This is a genomic window from Pseudomonas sp. GW823-FHT02F05, from assembly GCF_058797315.1.
The window spans coordinates 56,042-76,682 of the sequence record NZ_JBXAJM010000004.1 but is presented as its reverse complement, the minus strand read 5'-3'; the positions used below and the strand labels follow the sequence as shown (position 1 = coordinate 76,682).

The window sequence follows — 20,641 nt, the reverse complement described above, 5'->3', positions numbered from 1 at the left end:
CCTGCAGTGATGCAGGCGGGGCTTTTTTATGCACGGCTTGCCTTCCTCTGTAGGAGCGAGCTTGCTCGCGAAAAACGTCAACGGTAAAGCGTGCTTGCTGAGTAAACGCGGCGCCTGTGCGTTTTTCGCGAGCAAGCTCGCTCCTACAGGAGAATGCGATTAGGCCGGTACAGCAACAAGCAATACAGCCCGAGGCAGATCAGCCAGCAAAAGATCGCTGTCCACACATTGTGGGAAAAGAAATGCGCCCCTTGCAGCATACGGCTGACTGAAAACACGCTGCCCAGGCTGACGGCAAAGATGAACGCATATCGGGCCAGCCGCGGCCGTCGATCCCGCAAGGCAAAGAACCAGGCGAACAAGGCGAACCCGGTGGCGGCATGTCCGCCGGGCCAGCAACGGCCGGGTTTATCGGTAGGTGGGCGCGGGCTGAGCAGTTCACTGTAGGTTTCCTGGCCGCCGAACTCCTTGAGGCTCCAGGGGCATTGCACGGCGGTGATGGTTTTCAATGGCGACACGAACGCCGTCGCCATTCCCAGCGACAGCACCAGGCACACCAGTTCACGGCGGTACGGCTTGAGTCGCTGCAGCATGAAGCTGCCGACCAGGCCCAGAATCGCCAGCACCGAAAACAGGATCACCAGTTGCTTGGCACGGTCATGCAGGATGTCTTCAAGGAAGAAGCTATAGCGGCCAATGAAGCCGCCAGCCTCTGCACTGTAGAAAAGCCTGGCCAGGTCCATGTCCAGTGACGTCAGCTCCAGCAACAGCAAGGCCACTGCAGCGCTGGCAGGCAGGCCCAGGCACAGCCAAAAATCAAGCGGTTTGGAAACCGGTAAAGAGGAGGGGGATTTCATCTCGAACCTTGGTAAAAAAGCCCCGCGCTCACCTGCGCGGGGCTTTTTGATTAGCGTTTGCTTAAGACTGGTGCCTCTTCCTTGGGCGCTTTCCAGCTCAGCAGTTGCTGTTTGTAGTCGTAACTGGCGGCCTGGTAGTAGGTGATCGCCCGTTGAATCAAGGGGTCATCGCTACCGACGCGCAGCTCCTGGCTCTCGCCCAGGGCCTGGTCGTGGCGACGCAAGCCTTGGCGCGGGCTGAGGATTGCCAGGTCCTTGCCATCAAACAGACCCAGGTGCTGGTAATTGCCCACCACCACCCGTGGAGGTAATGGGTTGTCTTGCAGCAGGTTGCGGCCAAAGAATGTCGATTCGTAGCTCAGGTTGAGCAGGCCCAACAAGGTTGGCGCCAGGTCGATCTGGCTGGACAGTTGGGCGGATTCCCGTGCGTCGATCAGCTTGGGCGCGTAGATAAACAGCGGGATCTGGTAGTTGGTGATAGGCAAGTCTTCCTTGCCCGCGCTGCCGGCGGTGTGGTCGGCGACGAACACGAAGATCGTGTTATCGAACCACGGCTTCTGGCGCGCTGCCTCAAGGAACTGGCCGATGGCGTAGTCGGTGTATTTCACCGCGCCGTCGCGGCCCTTGCCGGATTTGATGTCGATGCGCCCGTCCGGGTAGGTATAAGGACGGTGGTTGGAGGTGGTCATCAGTTGCAGCAAGAACGGCTGTTGCTTGGCGTAGTCGGCGTCGGCCAGTTTCAAGGTCTGTTTGAACAGGTCTTCGTCGGCCATGCCCCAGGCGTTTTTGAACGAGATCTCCGACTCTGGCACGCTGCTCTGGTCCACCACCCGATAGCCGTTGCCGCTGAAGAACGCGTTCATATTGTCGAAGTAACCGCGCCCGCCATAGACAAACACGCTGTCATAGCCAATGGCCGAGAGCTGTTGCCCCAGGCTGGCGAACCCGCTTTCGCGGCCGATGCGCTTGACGATCGAACGGCCCGGCGTCGGCGGGATTGCCAGGGTAATGGCTTCCAGGCCGCGGTCGGTGCGCGTACCGGTGGCGTAGAAGTTATTGAAGTACAGGCTCTGTTGGCGCAACGCATCCAGATTGGGCGTGAGGTTGCGCGCATCGCCATTACTGCCCATGTACTTGGCGCTGAAGCTCTCGATGGTCACCAGTACGATGTTGGGCTTGCGCAGTGTGCCGGGGTTGGTGATGGCTCGGCGAATATCCAGCGGGTCCTGGTCGATAAAGCGGGCGTTGGGTTCACTCAGTTCGGCGCGCAACTGCTTGGCGACGACGTCGGTCGGCAGGCTTTTGTAAAACTGGGTGTAGTCCAGTTCGTTGTTACGGAACGCGGCGAAGAACTGATAGGGGCCATTGCTGGCCAATTCGTTGTTGTACGCGTTGCCGCCTTGGGTGCGCGGGCTGTCCTGGCTGACCAGTTGCAGGCTGAGGCCGGCGAGCACCAGCAGGCCCAGGGCGTTGATCACACGGCCACGCAGTGCAGGCAATGGCGCTGCCATCGCGGCATTGAAGGGTTTGCGCAGAGCCACGCTCAGAATCAACGCCAGCATTGCCAGCAGGCTCAGCAGCTTGCCGATCGGATAAGACTCCAGCAGGTTGTTCAGTACCTCATCGGAGTACACCAGGTAATCGACGGCGATAAAATTGAAGCGCACGCCAAACTCATCCCAGAACAACCATTCGGCTACCGAGGTGAACAGCATGGCGAACAGGCTGACGGTCAGCACCGCTTGCAGGAACCAGCGATGGCCACGGCGGCGCCACAGGGCGGGTGGGCAGAGCAGCAAATACAGGCCAAGCGGCAAGGCTGCATAGGCGAGGAAGGCCAGGTCGTAGAGCACACCTACGCCAAACACCGGCAGCAGGTTGCCGCCGACTTCATCCAGGTGAGTGATGAGCAGCACACTGCGGGTGAGCAGGAAAACCACTAACCAGGCACCGGTGATCAACAGCAAATAACGCATTGGCGCGGTTTTGAAAAAAACCATGTCTATGTTCCTTAGATCAATGGGGGGCGATCTTCTTCCTGAGGCTGTAGTCAGTTTGTGAAGCTATAGTGAAAAACTTGTTTGGCTCTAAAAACAGTTGAAAAGCTTTATCGGCGGGGCTCTGCGCTCTATCCCTGAGCCCCGCTTGGCCTTAAGCTGCGCGAGCCAACACGGCCGTTACCGCGTACGGAGACACTGCCCATGCGAATTCTATTGGTTGAAGACAACCGCGATATCCTCGCCAACCTGGCCGATTACCTGGGGCTCAAAGGCTACACAGTGGACTGTGCGCAGGACGGTTTGTCGGGCCTGCACCTGGCAGCCACCGAGCATTACGACCTGATCGTGCTCGACATCATGTTGCCCGGCATCGATGGCTACACCCTGTGCAAACGCCTGCGCGAAGACGCGCGCCGCGACACGCCGGTGATCATGCTTACCGCTCGCGATCAACTGGACGACCGGCTGCAGGGCTTCAAGTCTGGCGCCGATGACTACCTGCTCAAACCCTTCGCCTTGTCGGAACTGGCTGCGCGTATCGAAGCGGTGTTGCGCCGTGCCCAGGGTGGCGGGCGTCGTGCCCTGCAAGTGGGTGACCTGAACTACGACCTCGATACGCTGGAAGTCACCCGCGAAGGGCGCTTGCTCAAGCTCAACCCCGTGGGCCTGAAACTGCTCGCCGTGCTGATGCAAAAAAGCCCGCACGTTCTGCGCCGGGAAATTCTCGAAGAAGCCCTGTGGGGCGACGACTGCCCGGACAGCGACAGCCTGCGCAGCCACGTTCATCAATTGCGTCAAGTGATCGACAAGCCCTTCGCCAAACCGCTACTGCAAACGGTGCACGGTGTGGGTTATCGCCTGGCCGAGGGTCGTGATGGAGTTTAAGCAAAGCCTTGCCCAGCGCATCATCATCGCCTTCGCCTTGATGAGTGCGTTGGTGGCGGGGGCCTTCGCCATCGGCATCATCGCGACGGTGCACCTGGTGGAGGAGAAGTTGATCTCGGCTGGCCTGGGGGGTGACCTGCAGCGCCTGTTGCTGATGGACAGCGTTGAAGACTGGAGCCACCGGCCAGAACCGGACCAGCTGTTCTATTTCAGCGGCGGGCGTGGCGATTTTGAACTGCCCAAGGATCTGCGCCATCTGGACCCGGGGTTCCATGAGGTGTTTCGCGAGGCGCTGTCGTACCACGCCATGGTCGAAGTGGTCGACGGCCGGCGTTATGTATTGCTGCAAGACCAGAGCGATTTCGAAGAGCGTGAGCGCGTGCTGTTTGCGGTGGTGCTGGTGGGGTTCGTACTCAGCCTGGCGCTGGCGGCGTTCCTCGGCTGGGTGCTGGCCCGCAAGGTGATGGCGCCGGTGGTACGCCTGGCCCGTCAGGTCCGTCATCGTGACCAACTGTTGGGCCTGGCACCGCCCCTGGCGCCGGATTACGCCGCCGATGAAGTGGGCGAACTGGCGGTGGCGTTCGACGCCACCTTGGGTCGTTTACGCCAGGCGCTGTCACGTGAGCAATTGTTTACCAGCGATGTGAGCCATGAGTTGCGCACGCCCTTGATGGTCCTGGCCAGCTCCTGCGAACTGTTGCGCGAAAACCCGGCCATCGATCAGCGCGGTCGCAATCAGGTAGAACGAATTGCCCGTGCCTGTGAAGAAATGCGCGAACTGGTGCAAACCTTCCTGATGCTGGCCCGCGCCAAACACGACGACGCCGCCAGTTCGCCCCAAGGCAACCTCACCCAGGTGGCCGAGGACCTGCTCGGTATCTGGCGCGAGCCCATCGAGAAAAAAGGCCTGACGTTGATCTACCTGCCAGGCAACCCCCTGGACACCTGCTACAACACCACCTTCTTGCATGCGGTGATGGGCAACCTGCTGCGCAACGCACTGCATTACACCGAGCACGGGTTTATCCGCCTGACCCTGGAGCCCAGTGGTTTCACGGTGGAGGACTCCGGTGTCGGCATCCCCGAAGAGAAGCGCGAAGCGATGTTCGAGCCGTTCGTGCGCGGTAGCGAGAAGCGTGGCGAGGGCCTTGGCCTCGGCTTGTCACTGGTGCAGCGGATCTGCGAAAGCCAGGGTTGGAGCGTGAGCCTGAGCACCATGGAGCCTAATGGCTGCCGTTTTCATGTGGAGCTCAACCCAGTCAAAACCTGACCATTCAGTCTGTCGTTTTGCTGATGCAGACTGCGTGCTTTTCGGCGAAGATGGCCCGGTGCTACTGAATGTTTCTGTAAAGTCTTGAAATGTATGCAATTGGACAGGACAAGATTTTCACAACGAGTTGACCTGTTGATCACAGTTCGCTGCTTAAGGTCGTAGGCATCAGTTACTGGAGACGTAAGATGCCTTCCCCGATCAAGCTGGAATTTTCTGATAAGTACGACGATCAACACGCCCAGAAATATTTGCTCAAGCATCAGGACAATCTGGCTCGCCGGTTGTCCCACAAGCGCGACGAGCAGTTGGCGCGCGGTGCGCTGGCCATGGCCGGCGAGCCGGGGCTGGTGTTGGACCTGCCGTGTGGCGCTGGACGTTTCTGGCCGTTGCTGGCCGAAAAACCCAACCGTGTGATTATCGGAGCTGACAATTCGGCGTCGATGTTGAAGATCGCCACCGCTGCCCAACCGGCAGATGTGGTGAAACGGGTACGCCCTTTGCAGACGTCTGCCTTTGATATCGATTTGCCAGATAACTCCGTCGACAGTATTTTCTGCATGCGCTTGATGCACCACATCGGTGATCCAGAGCACAGATTGACAATATTGCGCGAGTTTCAACGTGTTACCCGCGACAGCGTGATTATTTCGCTGTGGGTAGACGGTAATTTCAAGGCCTGGAAGCGCAAGCGCAGCGAAGTGCGTCGTCGCAAAAAAGGTGAGCAAGAAGGTTACCAAAACCGGTTTGTGTTACCGGCTGCTACTGTCGAGGCAGAATTCGAGCAGGCCGGTTTCCGTGTTCAGGAATCCCTGGACTTCATACCGCTCTACGCCATGTGGCGAGTGTATGTATTGCGCAAGAGGTAACAGGATGGCAGTTGAGTGCGTAGTAGGCAGTCATGTAGCTCCCGAAGAACGATTTGATTTTTTCTGGCGTCAACAGGGTGAGTGGGTTGAAGAACCCAACCGCCGACGTGGTGGCGAAAGTGGCGTGCAACGGGTGATGAGCCCTAATGGCCGTTTGCTCTATTGCAAGCGCCAGACCGGCCACATTTACCGCAGCTGGCTGCACCCCTTTGGGCGTCCGACCGTGCTGCGTGAACGCGATGCCCTCAAAGGCCTGCGTTTGCTGGATGTGCGTGTGCCGGAACTGGTGTTTTGCGAAGCACGTCGCGACCCGGAGCACCAATGGAAAGCCCTGTTGGTCACCGCGTCTCTGGACGGTTTCGACGAGATTGAAAACTGGTACGCCGCCGGTGGCCGCGAACAGTATGGCGAGGCGGTCCACGAGCGCCTGCTGCAAGAGTTGGCCGGCACCTTGGCCCGTATGCACAAAGGCCGCTGGCAACACGGTTGCCTGTATATCAAGCACATTTTCGTGCGGGTGACCGGTGAGCCTGATGCGGCGACTGTGGAAGTGGCCCTGCTGGACTTTGAGAAATGCCGCCAGCGCCTGACCGCTTATCGGGCCGCGTCCCACGACATGCTGCAATTGCGTCGCCATTCGTCGTGGAATGATACCGACTGGAAAAAACTCAGCTACTTTTACGAGACGGCGTTTGGCAGCGCTATCAAGGGTTTAACCAGATGAAGCTAGAAATAGCACGAGGTTTGTTTCTGGTCGGGGCATTGGGTGTTGCAGCCCTGGCCCTGGCGGTATGGGAACAACCTCGTACACAAGTGTTGAGTGCGGTAGACGGTGGCGGGCAATGCCTGCTGCCACGCATTGCCAAGACGAGTGTGGCGGCCAAGCCCGACCATGAATTGCTGTTATTCATGTTCGGCATGTCTCAAGCGATGAGGCCGCAAAGTTGAAACGATTGACCCCGAAAAGGGCCTTGCCATGCGAGGCCCTTTTTTTATGGTGCGCCAGGCATGATCATTCCCACGCTCTGCGTGGGAATGCCTCTTGAGACGCTCTGCGTCTCGTCCGTTAGCGCCAGTGACGCAGAGCGTCACGGGTTGCATTCCCACGCAGAGCGTGGGAACGATCAGCCATTTTGATGTCGTCGGTCTTTAGACCAGGTGCAGGTGGTTATCCCAGAACCCCGCCGGTAACTCCAGTGGTGTTGCCAGTAACTTTTCCTGGCGGCAATCATAGAAGCGGCAACGGCCCTGACCGGATGTCACCACAAATCCATCCGCCACCGCACCCACCCCCGCACAGTCAGGCAAGGGCCCATCCAGGCGCAGTTCGGCGGTGTCCATGTCCCAGATAAAAAAGCGATTGCCACGAGGTGCCGTCAACGCCACTAGGCGCAGTTCGCTGTGCACCGCCACGCTGGCGGTGTAATGCCCCATCGCCTGCAACTGTTCGTCAGCCACCGGGAACGCCACGAACGGCTGCCCCGGTCGCTTGATCGCCAGCAACTCGGAACGCTCCTGGGACGGGCCCATGAACTGTTGCCCGGTGAGGATGGTGCCATCGCTGGCGATGCCCATGTGCCGCACGCTGTTCATCTGCTGGGCCAGGGTTTCCTTGCTGATCAGGCTGCCGTCACGGCGCATCAGCACCAGGCTCGGCTCCATGGCGTTGAGGTTCATTTCTACCCGGCTTTCGGCTTCGGTGCGAATGCCACCGTTGGCCACGATCAGCGTCTCGCCGTCGGGCATCCACGAGACTTGATGCGGGCCGATGCCGTGAGTGGATATCTCGCCGCTGTGCACCAGCCGCTCACCTTCGAACTTATACACACCCAACAGGCCGCGGCCAGGGTCGGAGGTGTCGTTCTCGGTGGCGTACAGCCAGTCACCGCTCTTGTGGATCACCGCATGGCCATAGAAATGGCGGTTGGCGTTCGAGGTGATGGTTTGCAGCAGCCTGCCATCGCGCAGGTCGATCAGGTAGCTCTCGGTGCCTGGGCGACGGGCGACGAACAACGCAATCGGCAACGTCGGGTGGTTGATGATGTCATGGCAGCGCTGGCTGACCTGAGTGGCAAATACCGGCTTGCCGTCCAGGCGATAGCCGACAGCGTAGTGCTTGCCGTCGGCATCATCGCGGGCCGACAGCAGCAGCGGGCCTTTGTCTTTGTGCTTGAACAGCGTCCAGCCACCCAAGGTGATAGCGCTGAGCAGCACGCTGCCCACCGCCAAAGCCTGTCGCCTGAGCATCATCAGTCACCGTCGTTGGCGTTGAAGCCCAGTTGGACGCCCAGCGCCTTGGCCAGTTCACCTTCATGCAGGCGGTGGACTACGTTGAGGCTGTCGTAGATGTCGTTGAGTTGCTGGCGCCCGGCGTCGTCGTTCAACAGTTCGTTGAGGGTGCGCTGGTTGCTGGCGAACAGTTTCAGCGACGCTGCGTAGGCGGCGTCGATTTTCTCGGCCAGTGGCTTCTGGTCCGCCGGCAGCAGGCCACGCAGGCCTTTGTTATCGACGCCTACCCACACGGTCTGAGCCGCGGCGAGGCTGGCTTCCAGGCTCTGCAGGGACGACTGGCTGCGCCAGGCATCGGCCTGGAACGGTTGCGGGATGCCCTTGGTCTGGCGGCCCATTGGGGTGCCGAGTTTTTTCTTCAGGGTGTCCAGGGCGGTCACTTGCACGCGCAGCAGATCGGCGATGGCTTCGTGGGAATCAGCGTAGCGCTGGTTCGGAAACTTGGTCATTTGCGCGAGCATACCGTCGGTGCTGTTCCAACTGGCCAGGATCTCTTCGGCCAGGACTTTCTGGCGCTCGCCGATAGCCATCAGCAACGGGCAATAGCGGGCTTTCTGGGCCTCGTCGGCGACGTCGGGCTTGGCGTCGTAGAGGATGTATTCGTAGGCCGACAGGCCCTGCACCACCACGCTGGATTTCGCCAGGGCCGCGGCGTCGATCTGCGGCTGTGCACTGACCAGTTGCTCGACCTGGCGGCCGACCAGGTTCTTCTTGTCTGGCCAGAACTGCACCTGCCACGCCCGGTTGCCTTCGGCCAGCGGGCCGATCAGCAGCGGTTGCAACTCGGCCCAGGCTTTTTGCGCGTGCAGGAAGTCGGCGCGGGCGGTGTCCAGGCTTTCCTTGCCTTGGCAGTAGGCCAGGGCGCTGACGGCCAGTTGACGGTCGGCCTCAACCCAGCGGCTATAGGTTGGCAGGATCACTTGTTTGGCGATGGCTGCCGAGGTCACTGCTTGCGGGTCTTGGGGCGAGCAAGCGCCCAAGGCCAGGGCGGCGAGGCTGGTGAACAACAACTTGGGACGAAACATGTCGAGCTCCCTTCTGTAAGTGGGGCAAAGCTTATAAAGAATTCAGGAACGCCAGCAACGCGGCACGCTGCTCGGCATTGAACGACAACACATGTTGCTGCGCCGCTTGAGCTTCACCGCCATGCCACAGCACGGCTTCAAGCAGGTTGCGGGCGCGGCCGTCATGCAGGAACTGGGTGTGACCACTCACGGTTTGCGTCAGGCCGATACCCCACAGCGGCGGGGTGCGCCAGTCGCGGCCGGTGGCTTTGAATTCGCTACGGTTGTCGGCCAGGCCTTCGCCCATATCGTGCAGCAGCAGGTCGCTGTAAGGGCGGATCAACTGGTTGGCCAGTTCAGGTTCGGCGGCATTGGCGGCGGTGGTGAAGCTGGGCTTGTGACAGCCTTGGCAACCGGCCTGGTAGAACAGGTTCTTGCCGGCCAGCACTTGCGGCGTATCAACGTCCCGACGTGCGGGCACCGCGAGGTTGCGGGTGTAGAACAGCACCAGGCGCAGAATGTTATCGCTGACTTCCGGTTCACCCTGCGGGCCATTGCCGTTGGGCGCCTGTTTGCAGGCCACTTGGGCGTCGGTGCAGTCATCGAAGGGTCTCAGGGACGTGGTGAGGCCCATATCACCAGAAAACGCGTGAACGTTTTGTTGATTGAGGTTGGGCTGCCCGGCTTTCCAGCCAAAACGCCCGAGGACAGTTTTGGCCTGAGTGTCATCCCAGACCCAATTGGCGCGGCCCAGGATGGCCTCTTTGTCGGCGGTCTTGGGGTCGGTGTTGCGCAGGATATCGGCATCGCTGATCGCTTCGAGCAGGCCCAGGCCGATCATCGGCGGGGCGATACGCGCCGAGAAGCGTGTGTCGGGGTGCATCGGGCCGTAGCCGAGTTGGGTGATCTGCAGGTCGGGCTTGCGTAATTCAACGAGCGTGCCGTCCTTGAACCTGACGTTGACCGGTGTGTAGTCGACCCGCACCTTGCCTTCCGGCGCAACGCCAGGCACCGCCATGTCCTGGAGTTGCCCGCCGTAGACCGGCTCGGGTACCACGCCGATCTGTTCGATGAGCTTGGCGTAGGCGGGCTGCTCTGTAATAGAGGGATGGATGGACAGGCGCACCAGCATCGATACGGCATTGGGCGCGTCGGGCAGCGGCGGGTGGCCACGGCCATCCTTGATATGGCAGTTCTGGCAGGCGTTGGTATTGAACAGTGGGCCCAGGCCATCGCGCGCCGTGGTGGTGGACGGCGCAATCACCCACGGGTTGCGAAAGAAACTGTTGCCGACGCTGAAGTCCAGGCGCCGCGTCGGCGCCAGGTTGGCCGAGGGCAGGGAAAAGGCGTTCTGGTCGCGCTTGTTTACCGTCGCCGCGCCACCGGCCCGCGATTCACCCGGCTCTGCTTTCGTGAAGCGAGGGGCGTCATCGCAAGCAGTCAGGCTTAAAGCCATCAACGCTGCAGGCAGGTACAAAAGCGCACGGAACATCGAGATTCCTGGACGAGGGCAGAAAATTAAGGCGCAAAGTCTAACAGGGCAGGGCAGATTGAATAAGAGCAATTATCGTTTGGTGGCATCCCGATTCTTTCCCGCTAGAATGGCTGCACATTTTTTTATGGAGGTGGCCAATGCAGGCTCTCGACGCTTTGCTCAACCGTGTATCCGTGCCCCGTTTGCTCGACCCGGCACCGACCCAGGAGCAGCGCGACCTGCTGTTCGCCGCCGCCATGCGCGCGCCCGATCACGGTCAACTGCGCCCGTGGCGTTTCCTCACCGTGGAAGGCTGCGCCCGTGAACAGATGGGCACGCTGTTGGCCGAAGCCGCTCGTCTGCAAGACGCCGACGCACCGCAAGCCGCCATCGACAAGGCTCAGAACGGCCCGCTGCGTGCGCCGCTGGTGGTGGTGGTGATTGCACGTGTGCAAGAGCATTTCAAAGTGCCCAAGTCCGAGCAGTTGCTGGCCGCCGCCTGTGCGGCCCACGGCATTCTGCTGGCGGCGTATGCCCAGGGTATTGGTGCGGTGTGGCGTACCGGCGAATTGTCCTACTCAGCCCATGTCGCTAAAGGCCTGGGGTTGGCGGCGAATGAAGAAGTGATTGGCTTTCTCTACCTGGGCACGCCGCAGAACCCACCGCGTACGGCGCCGAAGGAAGACCTGACGCCGTTCGTCCAGGCCTGGCCCGGCCGGTAATTCACCACCATTCTGCTCCTACAGGGGGCAATGTTTCAGAACCGAGTCAGACCCTGAACTGATCCATCAACTTCATCTGCTGGCTGGCCAGCGCATTGAGCTGGCTACTGATCGCCGCCGACTCGGTAGCCTGGCCGGTCAGGGTTTCAGTCACGGTGCGAATCGCCGAGACGTTGCGGTTGACCTCTTCGGCCACCGCGCTCTGCTGTTCGGCCGCGCTGGCGATTTGCAGGTTCATGTCGCTGATCACGGTGACCGCGTCGCTGATCTTGCCCAGGGCTTGCACGGCTTGATGGATCTGCCCGGCATTGCTCTGCGCCTGGTGCTGGCTGGAGTGCATGGTCGCCACTACGCCACGGGTGCCGCTCTGGATACGCTCGATCACCAGGCGGATTTCTTCCACCGAGTCCTGGGTGCGTTTGGCCAGGTTGCGCACCTCGTCGGCCACCACCGCAAAACCACGTCCGCTTTCCCCGGCGCGTGCCGCTTCAATCGCCGCATTCAACGCCAGCAGGTTGGTCTGTTCGGCAATGCTGCGGATCACCTCCAGCACTGAACCGATTTGCTCGCTGTTGACCGCCAGGGCTTCGACTTCGCCCACGGCTTTGCTGACTTCGTCGGCCAGGGTGGTGATATCGCGGGTGCTCTGCTCGATGATCGACATGCCTTCGCGGGCCGACTGGTCGGCACCGCGTGCCGCGCTGGCGGCATTGGAGGCGCTGTTGGCCACGTCGTGGGCGGTGGCGCTCATTTCGTTCGACGCGGTGGCGACCTGGTCGATTTCACGGAACTGCACCTGCATGCCTTCGCTGGTCTGGCGCGCAATGGCGGACGACTGATCGGCCGTCCCACGAGCTTCGGTGATGCTTTGCTTGATCTGCGCAATGGTCGGCTGCAGTTTGTCGAGGAAGCGGTTGAACCAGTTCACCAGCTCGCCCAGTTCGTCTTTCTTGGCATAGGCCAGGCGTTGGGTGAGGTCGCCGTCACCGCTGGCGATGTCCTTGAGCATGGCGGCCACGCTATTGATAGGGCGGGTCACGCCAGTAGCGGTCAGCCAGATCAACAGCAAGCCCAGCAGGCCAGCGGCGGCGGCCACCAGCAGGGCTTTGAGCGTGCCCGTTGCCTGGGCCTCGTCGAGTACGGCTTGCAGTTTTTCGTTGTCGGCCAGCATCACCGCTTTGGGCAGCTTGATCACCACGCCCCAGGATTTGGCACCGGCAATCGGCTTGAGCGGGTACACGGCACGAATGGTGTCGTCCTGTTCACGGATAACAGGCCGGTCATTGGCCAGTAGTTGCACGATCTCTTTGCCTTCGGCGCCGATGCTGTCGATCAGGTTCTTGCCGACTTTGGCTGGTTCACCGCTGTAGGCGGCGATCAGGCCGGTGCTGGACAGAATCTCCAGGTGGGCGGCACCGTTGAACAGGTCTTTCTGCGCAGCATCGGTGGTCGCTTGCAGGGCGGTGAGGGCGATGTCCACGCCGACCACACCGATGACTTTGCCGTCGACGATCAGCGGCAGGGAAATGGTGGTCATCAGTACCGGTTTGCCGGCCACCGTGTCTTCGTACGGGTCCAGCAGGCACGTACTGCGCGTGTCTCGTGGGCAGGTGTACCAGATGTTGTAGGGCGTGCCGCTGAGGTTGAGGGTGGTCTTGGTCAGGTCATCTTCGACCATGATGGTGTTCTGGCCTTCGCCGCCAGCACGACTCCAGTAGCTGGAAAACCGGCCTTTTTCATTGGAGACGCGTGCCTTGTCGTCGATGAATTCGCTGTCCTTGCCATCCAGTCCGTTGGGTTCGAACGACAACCAGATGCCCAGCACTTTGGTGTTGCGCTCGAACGCGGTTTTGACGCTGCGGTTGAGCTCTTCACGCAGGGCTCCGGCTTCAAGGGAACGCTGAGTGCCCAACTGACGCAGGTCTTTGATCTGGTCGGCCAGGGCTGTGACCACCAGCAGGTTTTCGCCGAAGGTCTGCTGCAAGTGGCCGGCCTGTTCGGCCGCTTTGGATTGCAGCAACTGCTCCACGCTGGCGGTGAGCATTCGTGAGCTTGAATCACTGACCAGCCGATCGTTCTGGTTGGTGTTGTAGATATTGATGCCGACCACCAGTGCAATCACACCCAACAGACACAGGCCGGACAGCAACACGATTTTCAAGCGGATGGAGAGGGTGTCGAACATAGGTTCACTCACGAATGGACTTGTTGGAATGCACGCAGAAGAGCCAAGTCCATTCGGCGCCGTACCTGAAACATCGGCGTCACAAATCAATTCATGAGCAATAGGCGATGAGCGGTAGGAAAATGCCTACACCGGCCGTTATACGGGGCGTGCGAGCTGCTCGGGGCGGGACCAGATCCACAGGTTGCCCAGGCTCATCCCGGCAATCGCCAGGTACACCGGCCAGCCGTGATCGAGCATCACCAGCATCAGCACGGCGCACAGCAACATGCTCACGGTGGCGCTGACCTTGGCGCGGCGGGCGATGATCTTGCCATTGCGCCAGTTGGACAGGATCGGCCCGAACAGGCGGTGGTTTTCCAGCCAGGCGCTGAGGCGCGGCGAGCTTTTGGTGGCGGCCCAGGCGGCGAGCAAGATGAATTCGGTGGTGGGCAACCCCGGTATCACAATCGCCACCAAGCCGATCCCCAGGCTGACGTAGGCCAGCAGGCCAAAGAGGACTTGGGCGATTTTGGAGGAGGATTGGGGTTTGCCGGTCATGCTGCAGTTTTCTGGTGGGAAGGTTTACACATTATCAGCCATGAAATGCACCCAAGTGTGGGAGCTGGCTTGCCTGCGATTGCGGTGTATCAGGTTAAACATCTGGCGCTGACCCACCGCCATCGCAGGCAAGCCAGCTCCCACATTGAACCGCTGTCTACCAGAACACTTACGCCAGTTCTGGTGCGCTAGCGTACGCCTGTTCCAGCAACACGGTGAAGCGCACAAACGCATCAATCGCACCTTTTTCCACGGCAGCTTCTTCTTCGGCACTGAATGCCAGGCCGTCGAGGGTGCGGGTGAAGCTTTTCCAGCCCTCGGCGCGACCACCGGCCGGCTCGCCCAGGTGGCGGGCACCGAAGGTTTCGCTCAGGCCCAGGCCCACGGCGCGCTTGATCAGGAACGCAGCGCCCAGCTTGGAGCCTTCGGAGACGAACAGCCAGCCCAAAGCTTCGGCTTTGCTGGGGTTGTTCACCGCGCCGGCAACCGGGGCCGGGGTTTCGGTGTCCAGGTCTGCCAGGTCGAGCTTGGCGGCTTCGGCGCGGCAGCGGGCGGCCAGGTCAGGGATGATCTGGTTCAGTTCGGCATCGTTGTACAAGGCCACCAGTTCCGATTGGAACAGGTACTGGGCCACTACGAAGCGGGCGAAGTTGGCTTGGGTTTCGAACGGCGCGTGAGCCTTCACCAATGCGTCGAGCTTGGTGTGCGGCTCGTTGGTGATCTGGTTCAGGCGTTGGGAGCGCAGGCTTGGACGTTCTGCGGTGGAAGAAGCGGTCATGAAAAAAGTCCTTGAGAAGAGAAGCGCCTGGGTGCCCTGAAAAGAGCTGTTATCAACTAGACGAACAAGAAGACGCGGCACAGTAAAAAATCCTCACCTCGCCGCGGATGCAATGGCGGCGAGGTGAGGCGGAAGGGTCAGATGTCCCAGATCACGTTGATCGCAAAGTTGCGACCGGGCTGGGTCAGGCGGTCGAGGTTGGCCGGGCCGGTCACACCGGCTTCGCCGACGCTGTCGTAGCTGCGCACGTCATCCCAGTTCCAGTACTTCTTGTCGGTGAGGTTGTAGAGGCCACCGTTGACGGTCACGTCTTTGCTCACTTTGTAGTATGCGGTCAGGTCGAGGATGCCGAAGCCCGGGGTCTTGAACGGGCCGTCGGTGCCGCCGTCGGGCGCGTGAAAGGTGGTGCTGTCGACGCGGTCCTGTTTTTTCACCAAGGTCCAGCTCACCAGGCCACCGTAGTTGTCCTGGTCGTAGCCCAGGCCAAACACGCCCTTGAGCGGGTTGACGCTGTTCAACGGCTCGCCATTGTCGTCGTTGCGACCGTAGGTGTAGGCAACCGAGCCTTGGGTATACAGGCCCTTCGGCGCGCCGAAGGTATCCAGGTTCAGGCGGCCCTTGGCTTCCACGCCCTTGACGGTGGCGCGCTTGATGTTGACCGCCTTGAATTGCTCCACAGTGCCGCCGACCACGGCGTTGTCTTCGTCGATAAAGTCACGGTACTTGTTGTAGTACACCGCAATATCGAAGGAGCCTTCGTCGAATTTGCCGCGAATCCCGGTTTCGATGCCTTTGCTGGTTTCTGGCTTGAGGTCGGGGTTGGGTTCGACGGTGTAGCCCAGGTTGAGGTTTTCGAAGCGACCGTACAGCGCTTTGGCAGACGGCGTACGGAAGCCCTCGGCGTATTGACCGAACCAGGTGTAGTTGTCGGTCAGGGCATAGGTGAGGCCGAACTTGGGTGTTACGCGGTTCCAGGTCTTGTCTTTGCCATCGACGGCATAGGCGCCGGTCGGGTTGACGGTGTTGAGGAATTCCTGGGTCAGCTTGGGCTTGAGCCGGGTGTAGTCATAACGCACGGCGGGCAGGAAGGTCCATTTGTCCCAGGTGATCTGGTCCTGGGCGAACAGCGAGTAGGTGTTGATGGTCGGGTCGGGGAAGTCGCTGGCCTTCTTCACGCTGTCGCTCGCTTGCGGGCTTGGCGCGCCGATGGCGGTGCAGCCGGCACCAATGGCCAGGCACGAGGCCGAGCCTTCGCGTGAACCGGTGACTTTCTGCTGCTTGAGGGTGGTGCCGTAGGTAACCTGGTGGTCGGTTTCGCCGAGGCTGAAGGCCTTGTCCAGTTGCGCGTCGAAGACCCACTGCTTCTCTTCGTAAAGGGTGTCGCGGGTACGCAGGACGCGACGGCCGGCCTGGTAGATTTCGGCGGTGGTCTGGTCGGTCTTGGCGATCTGGTAGTTGAGGCTGGTCTTGATGCGGTCGGCAATCGGCGACTCCAGGGCGAAGGTGTTTTCCAGGCCGAAGCGCTCGCGGGTAATGGTGTCGTTACCCCGACGGTCGCGGTACAGGTTCATGCCCCGGCCACCGATGAACGGGCCGCCCACTGCGTTTTTCAGATTGACGTCGCGGTCATCCTTGAACTTCTCGTAGGTCAGGCCCAGGCGGTTGTCATCGCCATAGTTCCAGCCCAGCTTGGCCAGCACGTTGGTGGTGCGCGCATCTTCCGGGTTGGCGCCGGTACGGGCCAGGCCGGTGGCGTTGTTGCCATCGTAGGATTCGGTTTCATGGCCATTGCGCTGGCTCAGGTGCAGCAAACCGTCGAAGTCTTGCACACGCCCGGCGAAGGTGCCGGAGGTCAGCCAGCTCTCGTCGGCGGAGCTGTAGCCGGTCTTCAGGCGGGCACCGACGTCCTGGCCTGGCTTGATGATGTCATCCGGGTCGAGGGTGAAATAACTCACCGCGCCGCCGATGGCGCTGCTGCCGTACAGGGCCGAGGCCGGGCCGCGCAAGATCTCCACGCGCTTGACGATTTCCGGGTCGACGTAATTGCGGCGCGTCTTGGCGTAAGGGCCGTTGAAGAAATTGTCCGGCACTTCAACGCCATCCACCTGGGTGAGGACGCGGTCGCCGTCGATGCCACGAATGTTGTAGCCCGCGTTACCCGAGCGCGTACCGGCGCCGCCGACGGAGACGCCGGGTTCGTAGCGCACCAGTTCACGGATGTTGTTGACGTTCTGGCGGTCCAGTTCTGCGCGGTCGTGCACGCTGACGGTGCTCGGTACGCTGTTCACATCCTGTTCATTGCGAGTGGCGCTGATGGTCACCTGTTGCAGGGCGAGGGCGCTGCCGGCGCTACGTTTTTCCAGCACGATGTTGTTGGTGCCCAGTTTGCGATAGCTCAGGTTGGTCCCCACCAACAGCCGGTCCAGGGCTTTTTCCGCTGGCAGCGGGCCGCGCACGCCAGGGGACGATACGCCCTGGCCCAGTTCGGCCGGCAGGCCCACTTGCCAGCCGGTCACTGCGGTGAAAGCGTTGAGTGCCGACACCAATGGCTGCTGTTCGATGCTGAACGTGTAATTGGCGTGGCTGCGAGCGGCAGGTTCCGCGGCGGTGGCGCTCATGACGGGCGCACCAGCCAGCAGGATCGCGGCGGTCAGCAAGGACAAAACGGGCGAAGCAGACCGGCGGTTGAAACGAGAGGACATCGAGAGCGCTCCGGGAATACGAATCTTATAGTTGCGAACCGAACCAAATAGGAATCAGTTGCATTGGCTATAACGAGACGTATCGCCGGTTAACATCGAGTAAAAATAATTCTCATTTAGTTCAGGATCACCAGCGCCGGGTACTCCGACAGCTTGGCCGAGGTGATGTGGGCCAGGGAGCGCACCACGTCCAGGGGCTGGTCGAGGCGGTAGTTGCCGGTGACGGCGACGCTGGCCAACTGCTCGTTGTTGTTGACGATCCAGCCTGGGTAATAGCGGCGCAGCTCAGCCAGCACTTCGCTCATCGGGCAGTTTTCGAACACTAGCCGGCCCTGCACCCAGGCCAGGTCCTTGCTGGGATCGAGCTTGGCCGGTTGGCCGAAACCCTTGGGGCCGATGCGAATGCTTTCACCGGCGCTCAGGCGCACGCGGGCATCGTCGAAAGTGTTGCTCAGGTCGACATCGCCGCGCTGCACCTGGACCTGGGCTTCGCCATTGAGGTAGCGCACGGCAAAGGCGGTGTCACGCACGCTGGCGCGCACCGGGCCGGCGTCTATTTCCAGGGGCAGGCCACGGGTGGGCGCTATTTCAAAGAACGCTTCGCCCTGGTACAGGCGGGCAATGCGCTGGTGGTGGTTGATGGTGCTGGAAAATGCCGAGTTGGTGTTCAACAGTACCTTGGAGCCATCGTCCAGTTGCAGGCGCTGGCGCTCGCCGACCACCGTCAGATGGTCGGCCTGCAAACGCACCGGCAGGTTGCTGAAACTGAACAGGCCGACCAGTAACACGGCGGCGGTGGCCAGGGGTTTCCAGTGCGGTCTGATCCGGCGCCAGCCGCTGGGCTTGCGCGGTGCGGCGAGGGCCACGGCGGCGCTGTGTACCGGCGCGTCACCCCAGGCGGCCTGGGCCTTGCTGAAGGCGTGGACATGCGCCGGGTCCTGGGCCAGCCAAGCGTCGAACGCGGCCTGCTGCCCAGGTTGCGGGCACTGCAAGGCGATCAGCCAATCGAGGGCTTGGTCCATGGCCGCGTCTTGCAACACCTCATGAGCCAACGCATGGGGGCGCAGTTTATTCGGGTCCGTCACGGTGTTCCTCGGGTCTTCGCCACGTTCTATTCATTTTTCCTACAGCTTGGATCGACACCTCTGTCGGGTGAAGCTTAAGGCTGATCCAGCCGTTCGGCCACACCCACACAGATAGCCATGATCAATTTGAGTTCCTTTTGCACCGTGCTCAAGGACACACCCAACTGATCGGCAATTTCCTGATAGCTGCAACCGTGCAGACGGCTGAGGATGAAAATCCGCTGCTGGCGGGCGCTCAACTGGCCGAGGCTGACACTCAGTTGCTCCAGTAGCTGCTCGGCCTGGGTAGCTTCCTCCGGCGTGCTGGCCGGCGCGGCGACGCTTTGCAGGACATCCAGCGGGACATCCTCCTGCAGGGTACGCGCCTGAATCCTGCGCGAACGCAAGTGATCCAGCGCCAGGTTGCGCGCCGTCTGGTAGACAAAGGGTTCAAGGTGGTCGATTGGCCGCTCGCTGAGGGCCCGAGTCACGCGCAGGTAGGTTTCCTGCAACAGGTCCTCGGCAGTGCTGTGGTTATGCACCATGCGTTGCAGAGTTCGTAGCAGGATCACCCGTTGGGTGAGGAAGACGTGGTTGAAGCGAGATTGGCTCACAGTGATACCAGACCGATTTGCAGTTAATGATAATGCTTATCATCAACTGAAATGGCAAGTGGCACTTTGAGATGCCTTGGAGATTGTGCCGCTCGTTCCCATGCTCTGCGTGGGAACACATCCTGTGACGCTCCGCGTCACAACTTTAAGAGCAGGACGCGGAGCGTCCAGGGTGGCATTCCCACGCAGAGCGTGGGAACGATCTGGTCGATCTTGTGGAGTTACTCGGCGTTGCACAACGCCAGGCAGTTATCCAGCATACGGTTGGAGAAGCCCCACTCGTTGTCATACCACGCCAATACTTTGAGCAATTTGCCACTGACCTTGGTGTGATTGGCGTCGAAGATCGACGACAGCGGGTTATGGTTGAAGTCGCTGGAAACCAGCGGCAGGGTGTTGTAGCCGAGGATCTTCGAATGCTGGCTGGCGTGTTTGAGCAGGGCGTTGACTTCATCGGCCGTGGCTTCTTTCTTCAACTGCACGGTGAGGTCCACCAGCGACACGTTGATCACCGGTACACGCACCGCCATGCCGGTCAGCTTGCCTGCCAGTTCTGGCAGCACCAGGCCCACCGCTTCAGCGGCGCCGGTCTTGCTCGGGATCATGTTCTGGGTGGCCGAGCGCGCGCGGTACGGGTCGGTGTGGTACACGTCGGTAAGGTTCTGGTCGTTGGTGTAGGCGTGAATGGTGGTCATCAGGCCGCTTTCGATACCCAGCTCGCGGTGCAGCACCTGGGCCACCGGCGCCAGGCAGTTGGTGGTGCACGATGCGTTGGAAATGATCTGGTGGGATTGACGCAAGATGTCATGGTTTACGCCATAAACCACAGTGGCATCCGCGCCTTTGGCCGGGGCCGAAATGATCACCTTGCGCGCGCCGGCGCTAATATGGGCGGCAGCCTTGTCACGGTCGGTGAACAGACCGGTGCATTCGAACACCACGTCAATCTTGTGCGCAGCCCACGGCAGGTCGGCGGGGTTGCGAATGGCACTCACGGCAATCCGGTCACCATTGACGGTCAGGCTTTCCTGATCGTGGGCAACCTCTGCGTCGAAAGTGCCGTGTACGGTGTCGTACTTGAGCAGGTGAGCATTGATCGAGCTGTCGCCCAAATCGTTGATGGCGACGATCTGCAGATCCTGGCGATAGCCTTGGGTATACAGTGCGCGCAGGACATTACGGCCGATACGGCCAAAACCATTGATTGCGATACGAAGAGTCATTGGAAGGTGCCTGTCGTCGATTTGTTGTAAGAATTACAAGATTATTCGCATAAAAATAGAAAACAAGCCTTTTTAGTGGCAATATTTTGTTCAATCTACAACGAGTGACCTGAATCAACTGGTCCGATGATCCAAACGACCCCCTGCCATCCCATGAGCCGTGGG

18 protein-coding genes are annotated in these 20,641 nt (G+C 60.6%); 6 read left to right on the top strand and 12 right to left on the bottom strand.

Annotated features, from left to right (window positions below; genetic code table 11):
* Positions 1-143: 143 nt before the first annotated feature.
* Positions 144-857, bottom strand: a complete 714-nt coding sequence (locus AC1RAC_RS07080; RefSeq protein ID WP_054897668.1) for a phosphatase PAP2 family protein — start codon at positions 855-857, stop codon at positions 144-146.
* A gap of 50 nt (positions 858-907) precedes the next feature.
* A complete protein-coding gene (locus AC1RAC_RS07075) occupies positions 908-2,857 on the bottom strand; it encodes an LTA synthase family protein (RefSeq protein WP_492616459.1) in 1,950 nt (649 codons plus the stop codon).
* Positions 2,858-3,058: 201 nt separating this feature from the next.
* Between AC1RAC_RS07075 and colR the strand changes: the two genes are divergently transcribed.
* The 5 genes from colR to AC1RAC_RS07050 all read left to right on the top strand — a co-directional run bounded on the left by colR (position 3,059) and on the right by AC1RAC_RS07050 (position 6,829).
* Positions 3,059-3,742, top strand: a complete 684-nt coding sequence (gene colR, locus AC1RAC_RS07070; protein ID WP_003208587.1) for a two-component system response regulator ColR — start codon at positions 3,059-3,061, stop codon at positions 3,740-3,742.
* On the top strand, positions 3,732-5,012 hold the full coding sequence (locus tag AC1RAC_RS07065; RefSeq protein WP_054897666.1) for a sensor histidine kinase: 1,281 nt from the start codon (positions 3,732-3,734) through the stop codon (positions 5,010-5,012). The genes colR and AC1RAC_RS07065 overlap by 11 nt, the downstream gene beginning before the upstream one ends.
* Before the next feature lie 188 nt (positions 5,013-5,200).
* The gene (locus AC1RAC_RS07060; protein ID WP_054897665.1) at positions 5,201-5,881 is read left to right on the top strand and encodes a class I SAM-dependent methyltransferase; all 681 of its coding nucleotides are present in this window, start codon (positions 5,201-5,203) and stop codon (positions 5,879-5,881) included.
* A 4-nt stretch (positions 5,882-5,885) separates the two neighbouring features.
* Positions 5,886-6,605, top strand: a complete 720-nt coding sequence (locus AC1RAC_RS07055; RefSeq protein WP_014719763.1) for a lipopolysaccharide kinase InaA family protein — start codon at positions 5,886-5,888, stop codon at positions 6,603-6,605.
* The gene (locus AC1RAC_RS07050) at positions 6,602-6,829 is read left to right on the top strand and encodes a hypothetical protein (RefSeq protein ID WP_003193932.1); all 228 of its coding nucleotides are present in this window, start codon (positions 6,602-6,604) and stop codon (positions 6,827-6,829) included. The genes AC1RAC_RS07055 and AC1RAC_RS07050 overlap by 4 nt, the downstream gene beginning before the upstream one ends.
* 201 nt (positions 6,830-7,030) lie before the next feature.
* Here the strand turns inward: AC1RAC_RS07050 and AC1RAC_RS07045 are convergent, their stop codons facing one another.
* From AC1RAC_RS07045 to AC1RAC_RS07035, 3 genes are read right to left on the bottom strand one after another with little or no spacing between them, the layout of a single operon-like run.
* A complete protein-coding gene (locus tag AC1RAC_RS07045; RefSeq protein WP_034128709.1) occupies positions 7,031-8,128 on the bottom strand; it encodes a DUF1513 domain-containing protein in 1,098 nt (365 codons plus the stop codon).
* A 2-nt stretch (positions 8,129-8,130) separates the two neighbouring features.
* Positions 8,131-9,195 carry an imelysin family protein gene (locus AC1RAC_RS07040; RefSeq protein ID WP_020301348.1) on the bottom strand — a complete coding sequence of 355 codons (1,065 nt, stop codon included), beginning with the start codon at positions 9,193-9,195 and terminating at the stop codon, positions 8,131-8,133.
* A gap of 31 nt (positions 9,196-9,226) precedes the next feature.
* Positions 9,227-10,666: a di-heme oxidoreductase family protein gene (locus tag AC1RAC_RS07035; RefSeq protein ID WP_492616458.1), complete on the bottom strand. Its 1,440-nt coding sequence runs from the start codon at positions 10,664-10,666 to the stop codon at positions 9,227-9,229.
* A gap of 140 nt (positions 10,667-10,806) precedes the next feature.
* On the opposite strand from AC1RAC_RS07035, the gene AC1RAC_RS07030 reads away from it, so the two are divergent.
* Positions 10,807-11,370 (top strand): NAD(P)H nitroreductase, encoded by a 564-nt coding sequence (locus AC1RAC_RS07030; protein WP_034128618.1) that lies wholly within the window; start codon positions 10,807-10,809, stop codon positions 11,368-11,370.
* Positions 11,371-11,416: 46 nt separating this feature from the next.
* On the opposite strand, the gene AC1RAC_RS07025 is transcribed toward AC1RAC_RS07030, so the two are convergent.
* From AC1RAC_RS07025 to gap, 7 genes are all read right to left on the bottom strand, one after another.
* Entirely contained in the window at positions 11,417-13,555 is a 2,139-nt protein-coding gene (locus AC1RAC_RS07025; RefSeq protein ID WP_096144452.1) for a methyl-accepting chemotaxis protein, read from the bottom strand.
* A 138-nt stretch (positions 13,556-13,693) separates the two neighbouring features.
* Positions 13,694-14,095: a YbaN family protein gene (locus AC1RAC_RS07020; protein ID WP_014719757.1), complete on the bottom strand. Its 402-nt coding sequence runs from the start codon at positions 14,093-14,095 to the stop codon at positions 13,694-13,696.
* A gap of 169 nt (positions 14,096-14,264) precedes the next feature.
* A complete protein-coding gene (locus tag AC1RAC_RS07015) occupies positions 14,265-14,873 on the bottom strand; it encodes a biliverdin-producing heme oxygenase (protein ID WP_181123943.1) in 609 nt (202 codons plus the stop codon).
* 137 nt (positions 14,874-15,010) lie between these two features.
* On the bottom strand, positions 15,011-17,575 hold the full coding sequence (locus AC1RAC_RS07010) for a TonB-dependent receptor (protein WP_492616457.1): 2,565 nt from the start codon (positions 17,573-17,575) through the stop codon (positions 15,011-15,013).
* 116 nt (positions 17,576-17,691) lie between these two features.
* Positions 17,692-18,660, bottom strand: coding sequence for a FecR family protein (locus AC1RAC_RS07005; RefSeq protein ID WP_054897660.1), 969 nt, complete (start codon positions 18,658-18,660; stop codon positions 17,692-17,694).
* A gap of 74 nt (positions 18,661-18,734) precedes the next feature.
* Complete coding sequence (locus tag AC1RAC_RS07000; protein WP_072447169.1) at positions 18,735-19,253, bottom strand: RNA polymerase sigma factor; 519 nt, start codon at positions 19,251-19,253, stop codon at positions 18,735-18,737.
* A gap of 221 nt (positions 19,254-19,474) precedes the next feature.
* Complete coding sequence (gene gap, locus AC1RAC_RS06995) at positions 19,475-20,476, bottom strand: type I glyceraldehyde-3-phosphate dehydrogenase (RefSeq protein WP_003193921.1); 1,002 nt, start codon at positions 20,474-20,476, stop codon at positions 19,475-19,477.
* Between the last annotated feature and the right edge of the window lie 165 nt (positions 20,477-20,641).

Excerpts from the sequence above, each read along its gene's own strand:
- AC1RAC_RS07025 (WP_096144452.1), bottom strand. The coding sequence starts at position 13,555 with ATGTTCGACACCCTCTCCATCCGCTTGAAAATCGTGTTGCTGTCCGGC.
- AC1RAC_RS07020 (WP_014719757.1), bottom strand. The coding sequence starts at position 14,095 with ATGACCGGCAAACCCCAATCCTCCTCCAAAATCGCCCAAGTCCTCTTT.
- gap (WP_003193921.1), bottom strand. The coding sequence starts at position 20,476 with ATGACTCTTCGTATCGCAATCAATGGTTTTGGCCGTATCGGCCGTAAT.
- AC1RAC_RS07030 (WP_034128618.1), top strand. The coding sequence starts at position 10,807 with ATGCAGGCTCTCGACGCTTTGCTCAACCGTGTATCCGTGCCCCGTTTG.
- AC1RAC_RS07035 (WP_492616458.1), bottom strand. The coding sequence starts at position 10,666 with ATGTTCCGTGCGCTTTTGTACCTGCCTGCAGCGTTGATGGCTTTAAGC.
- AC1RAC_RS07045 (WP_034128709.1), bottom strand. The coding sequence starts at position 8,128 with ATGCTCAGGCGACAGGCTTTGGCGGTGGGCAGCGTGCTGCTCAGCGCT.
- AC1RAC_RS07015 (WP_181123943.1), bottom strand. The coding sequence starts at position 14,873 with ATGACCGCTTCTTCCACCGCAGAACGTCCAAGCCTGCGCTCCCAACGC.
- AC1RAC_RS07055 (WP_014719763.1), top strand. The coding sequence starts at position 5,886 with ATGGCAGTTGAGTGCGTAGTAGGCAGTCATGTAGCTCCCGAAGAACGA.
- AC1RAC_RS07080 (WP_054897668.1), bottom strand. The coding sequence starts at position 857 with ATGAAATCCCCCTCCTCTTTACCGGTTTCCAAACCGCTTGATTTTTGG.
- AC1RAC_RS07065 (WP_054897666.1), top strand. The coding sequence starts at position 3,732 with ATGGAGTTTAAGCAAAGCCTTGCCCAGCGCATCATCATCGCCTTCGCC.
- AC1RAC_RS07040 (WP_020301348.1), bottom strand. The coding sequence starts at position 9,195 with ATGTTTCGTCCCAAGTTGTTGTTCACCAGCCTCGCCGCCCTGGCCTTG.
- colR (WP_003208587.1), top strand. The coding sequence starts at position 3,059 with ATGCGAATTCTATTGGTTGAAGACAACCGCGATATCCTCGCCAACCTG.
- AC1RAC_RS07050 (WP_003193932.1), top strand. The coding sequence starts at position 6,602 with ATGAAGCTAGAAATAGCACGAGGTTTGTTTCTGGTCGGGGCATTGGGT.
- AC1RAC_RS07010 (WP_492616457.1), bottom strand. The coding sequence starts at position 17,575 with ATGTCCTCTCGTTTCAACCGCCGGTCTGCTTCGCCCGTTTTGTCCTTG.
- AC1RAC_RS07060 (WP_054897665.1), top strand. The coding sequence starts at position 5,201 with ATGCCTTCCCCGATCAAGCTGGAATTTTCTGATAAGTACGACGATCAA.
- AC1RAC_RS07075 (WP_492616459.1), bottom strand. The coding sequence starts at position 2,857 with ATGGTTTTTTTCAAAACCGCGCCAATGCGTTATTTGCTGTTGATCACC.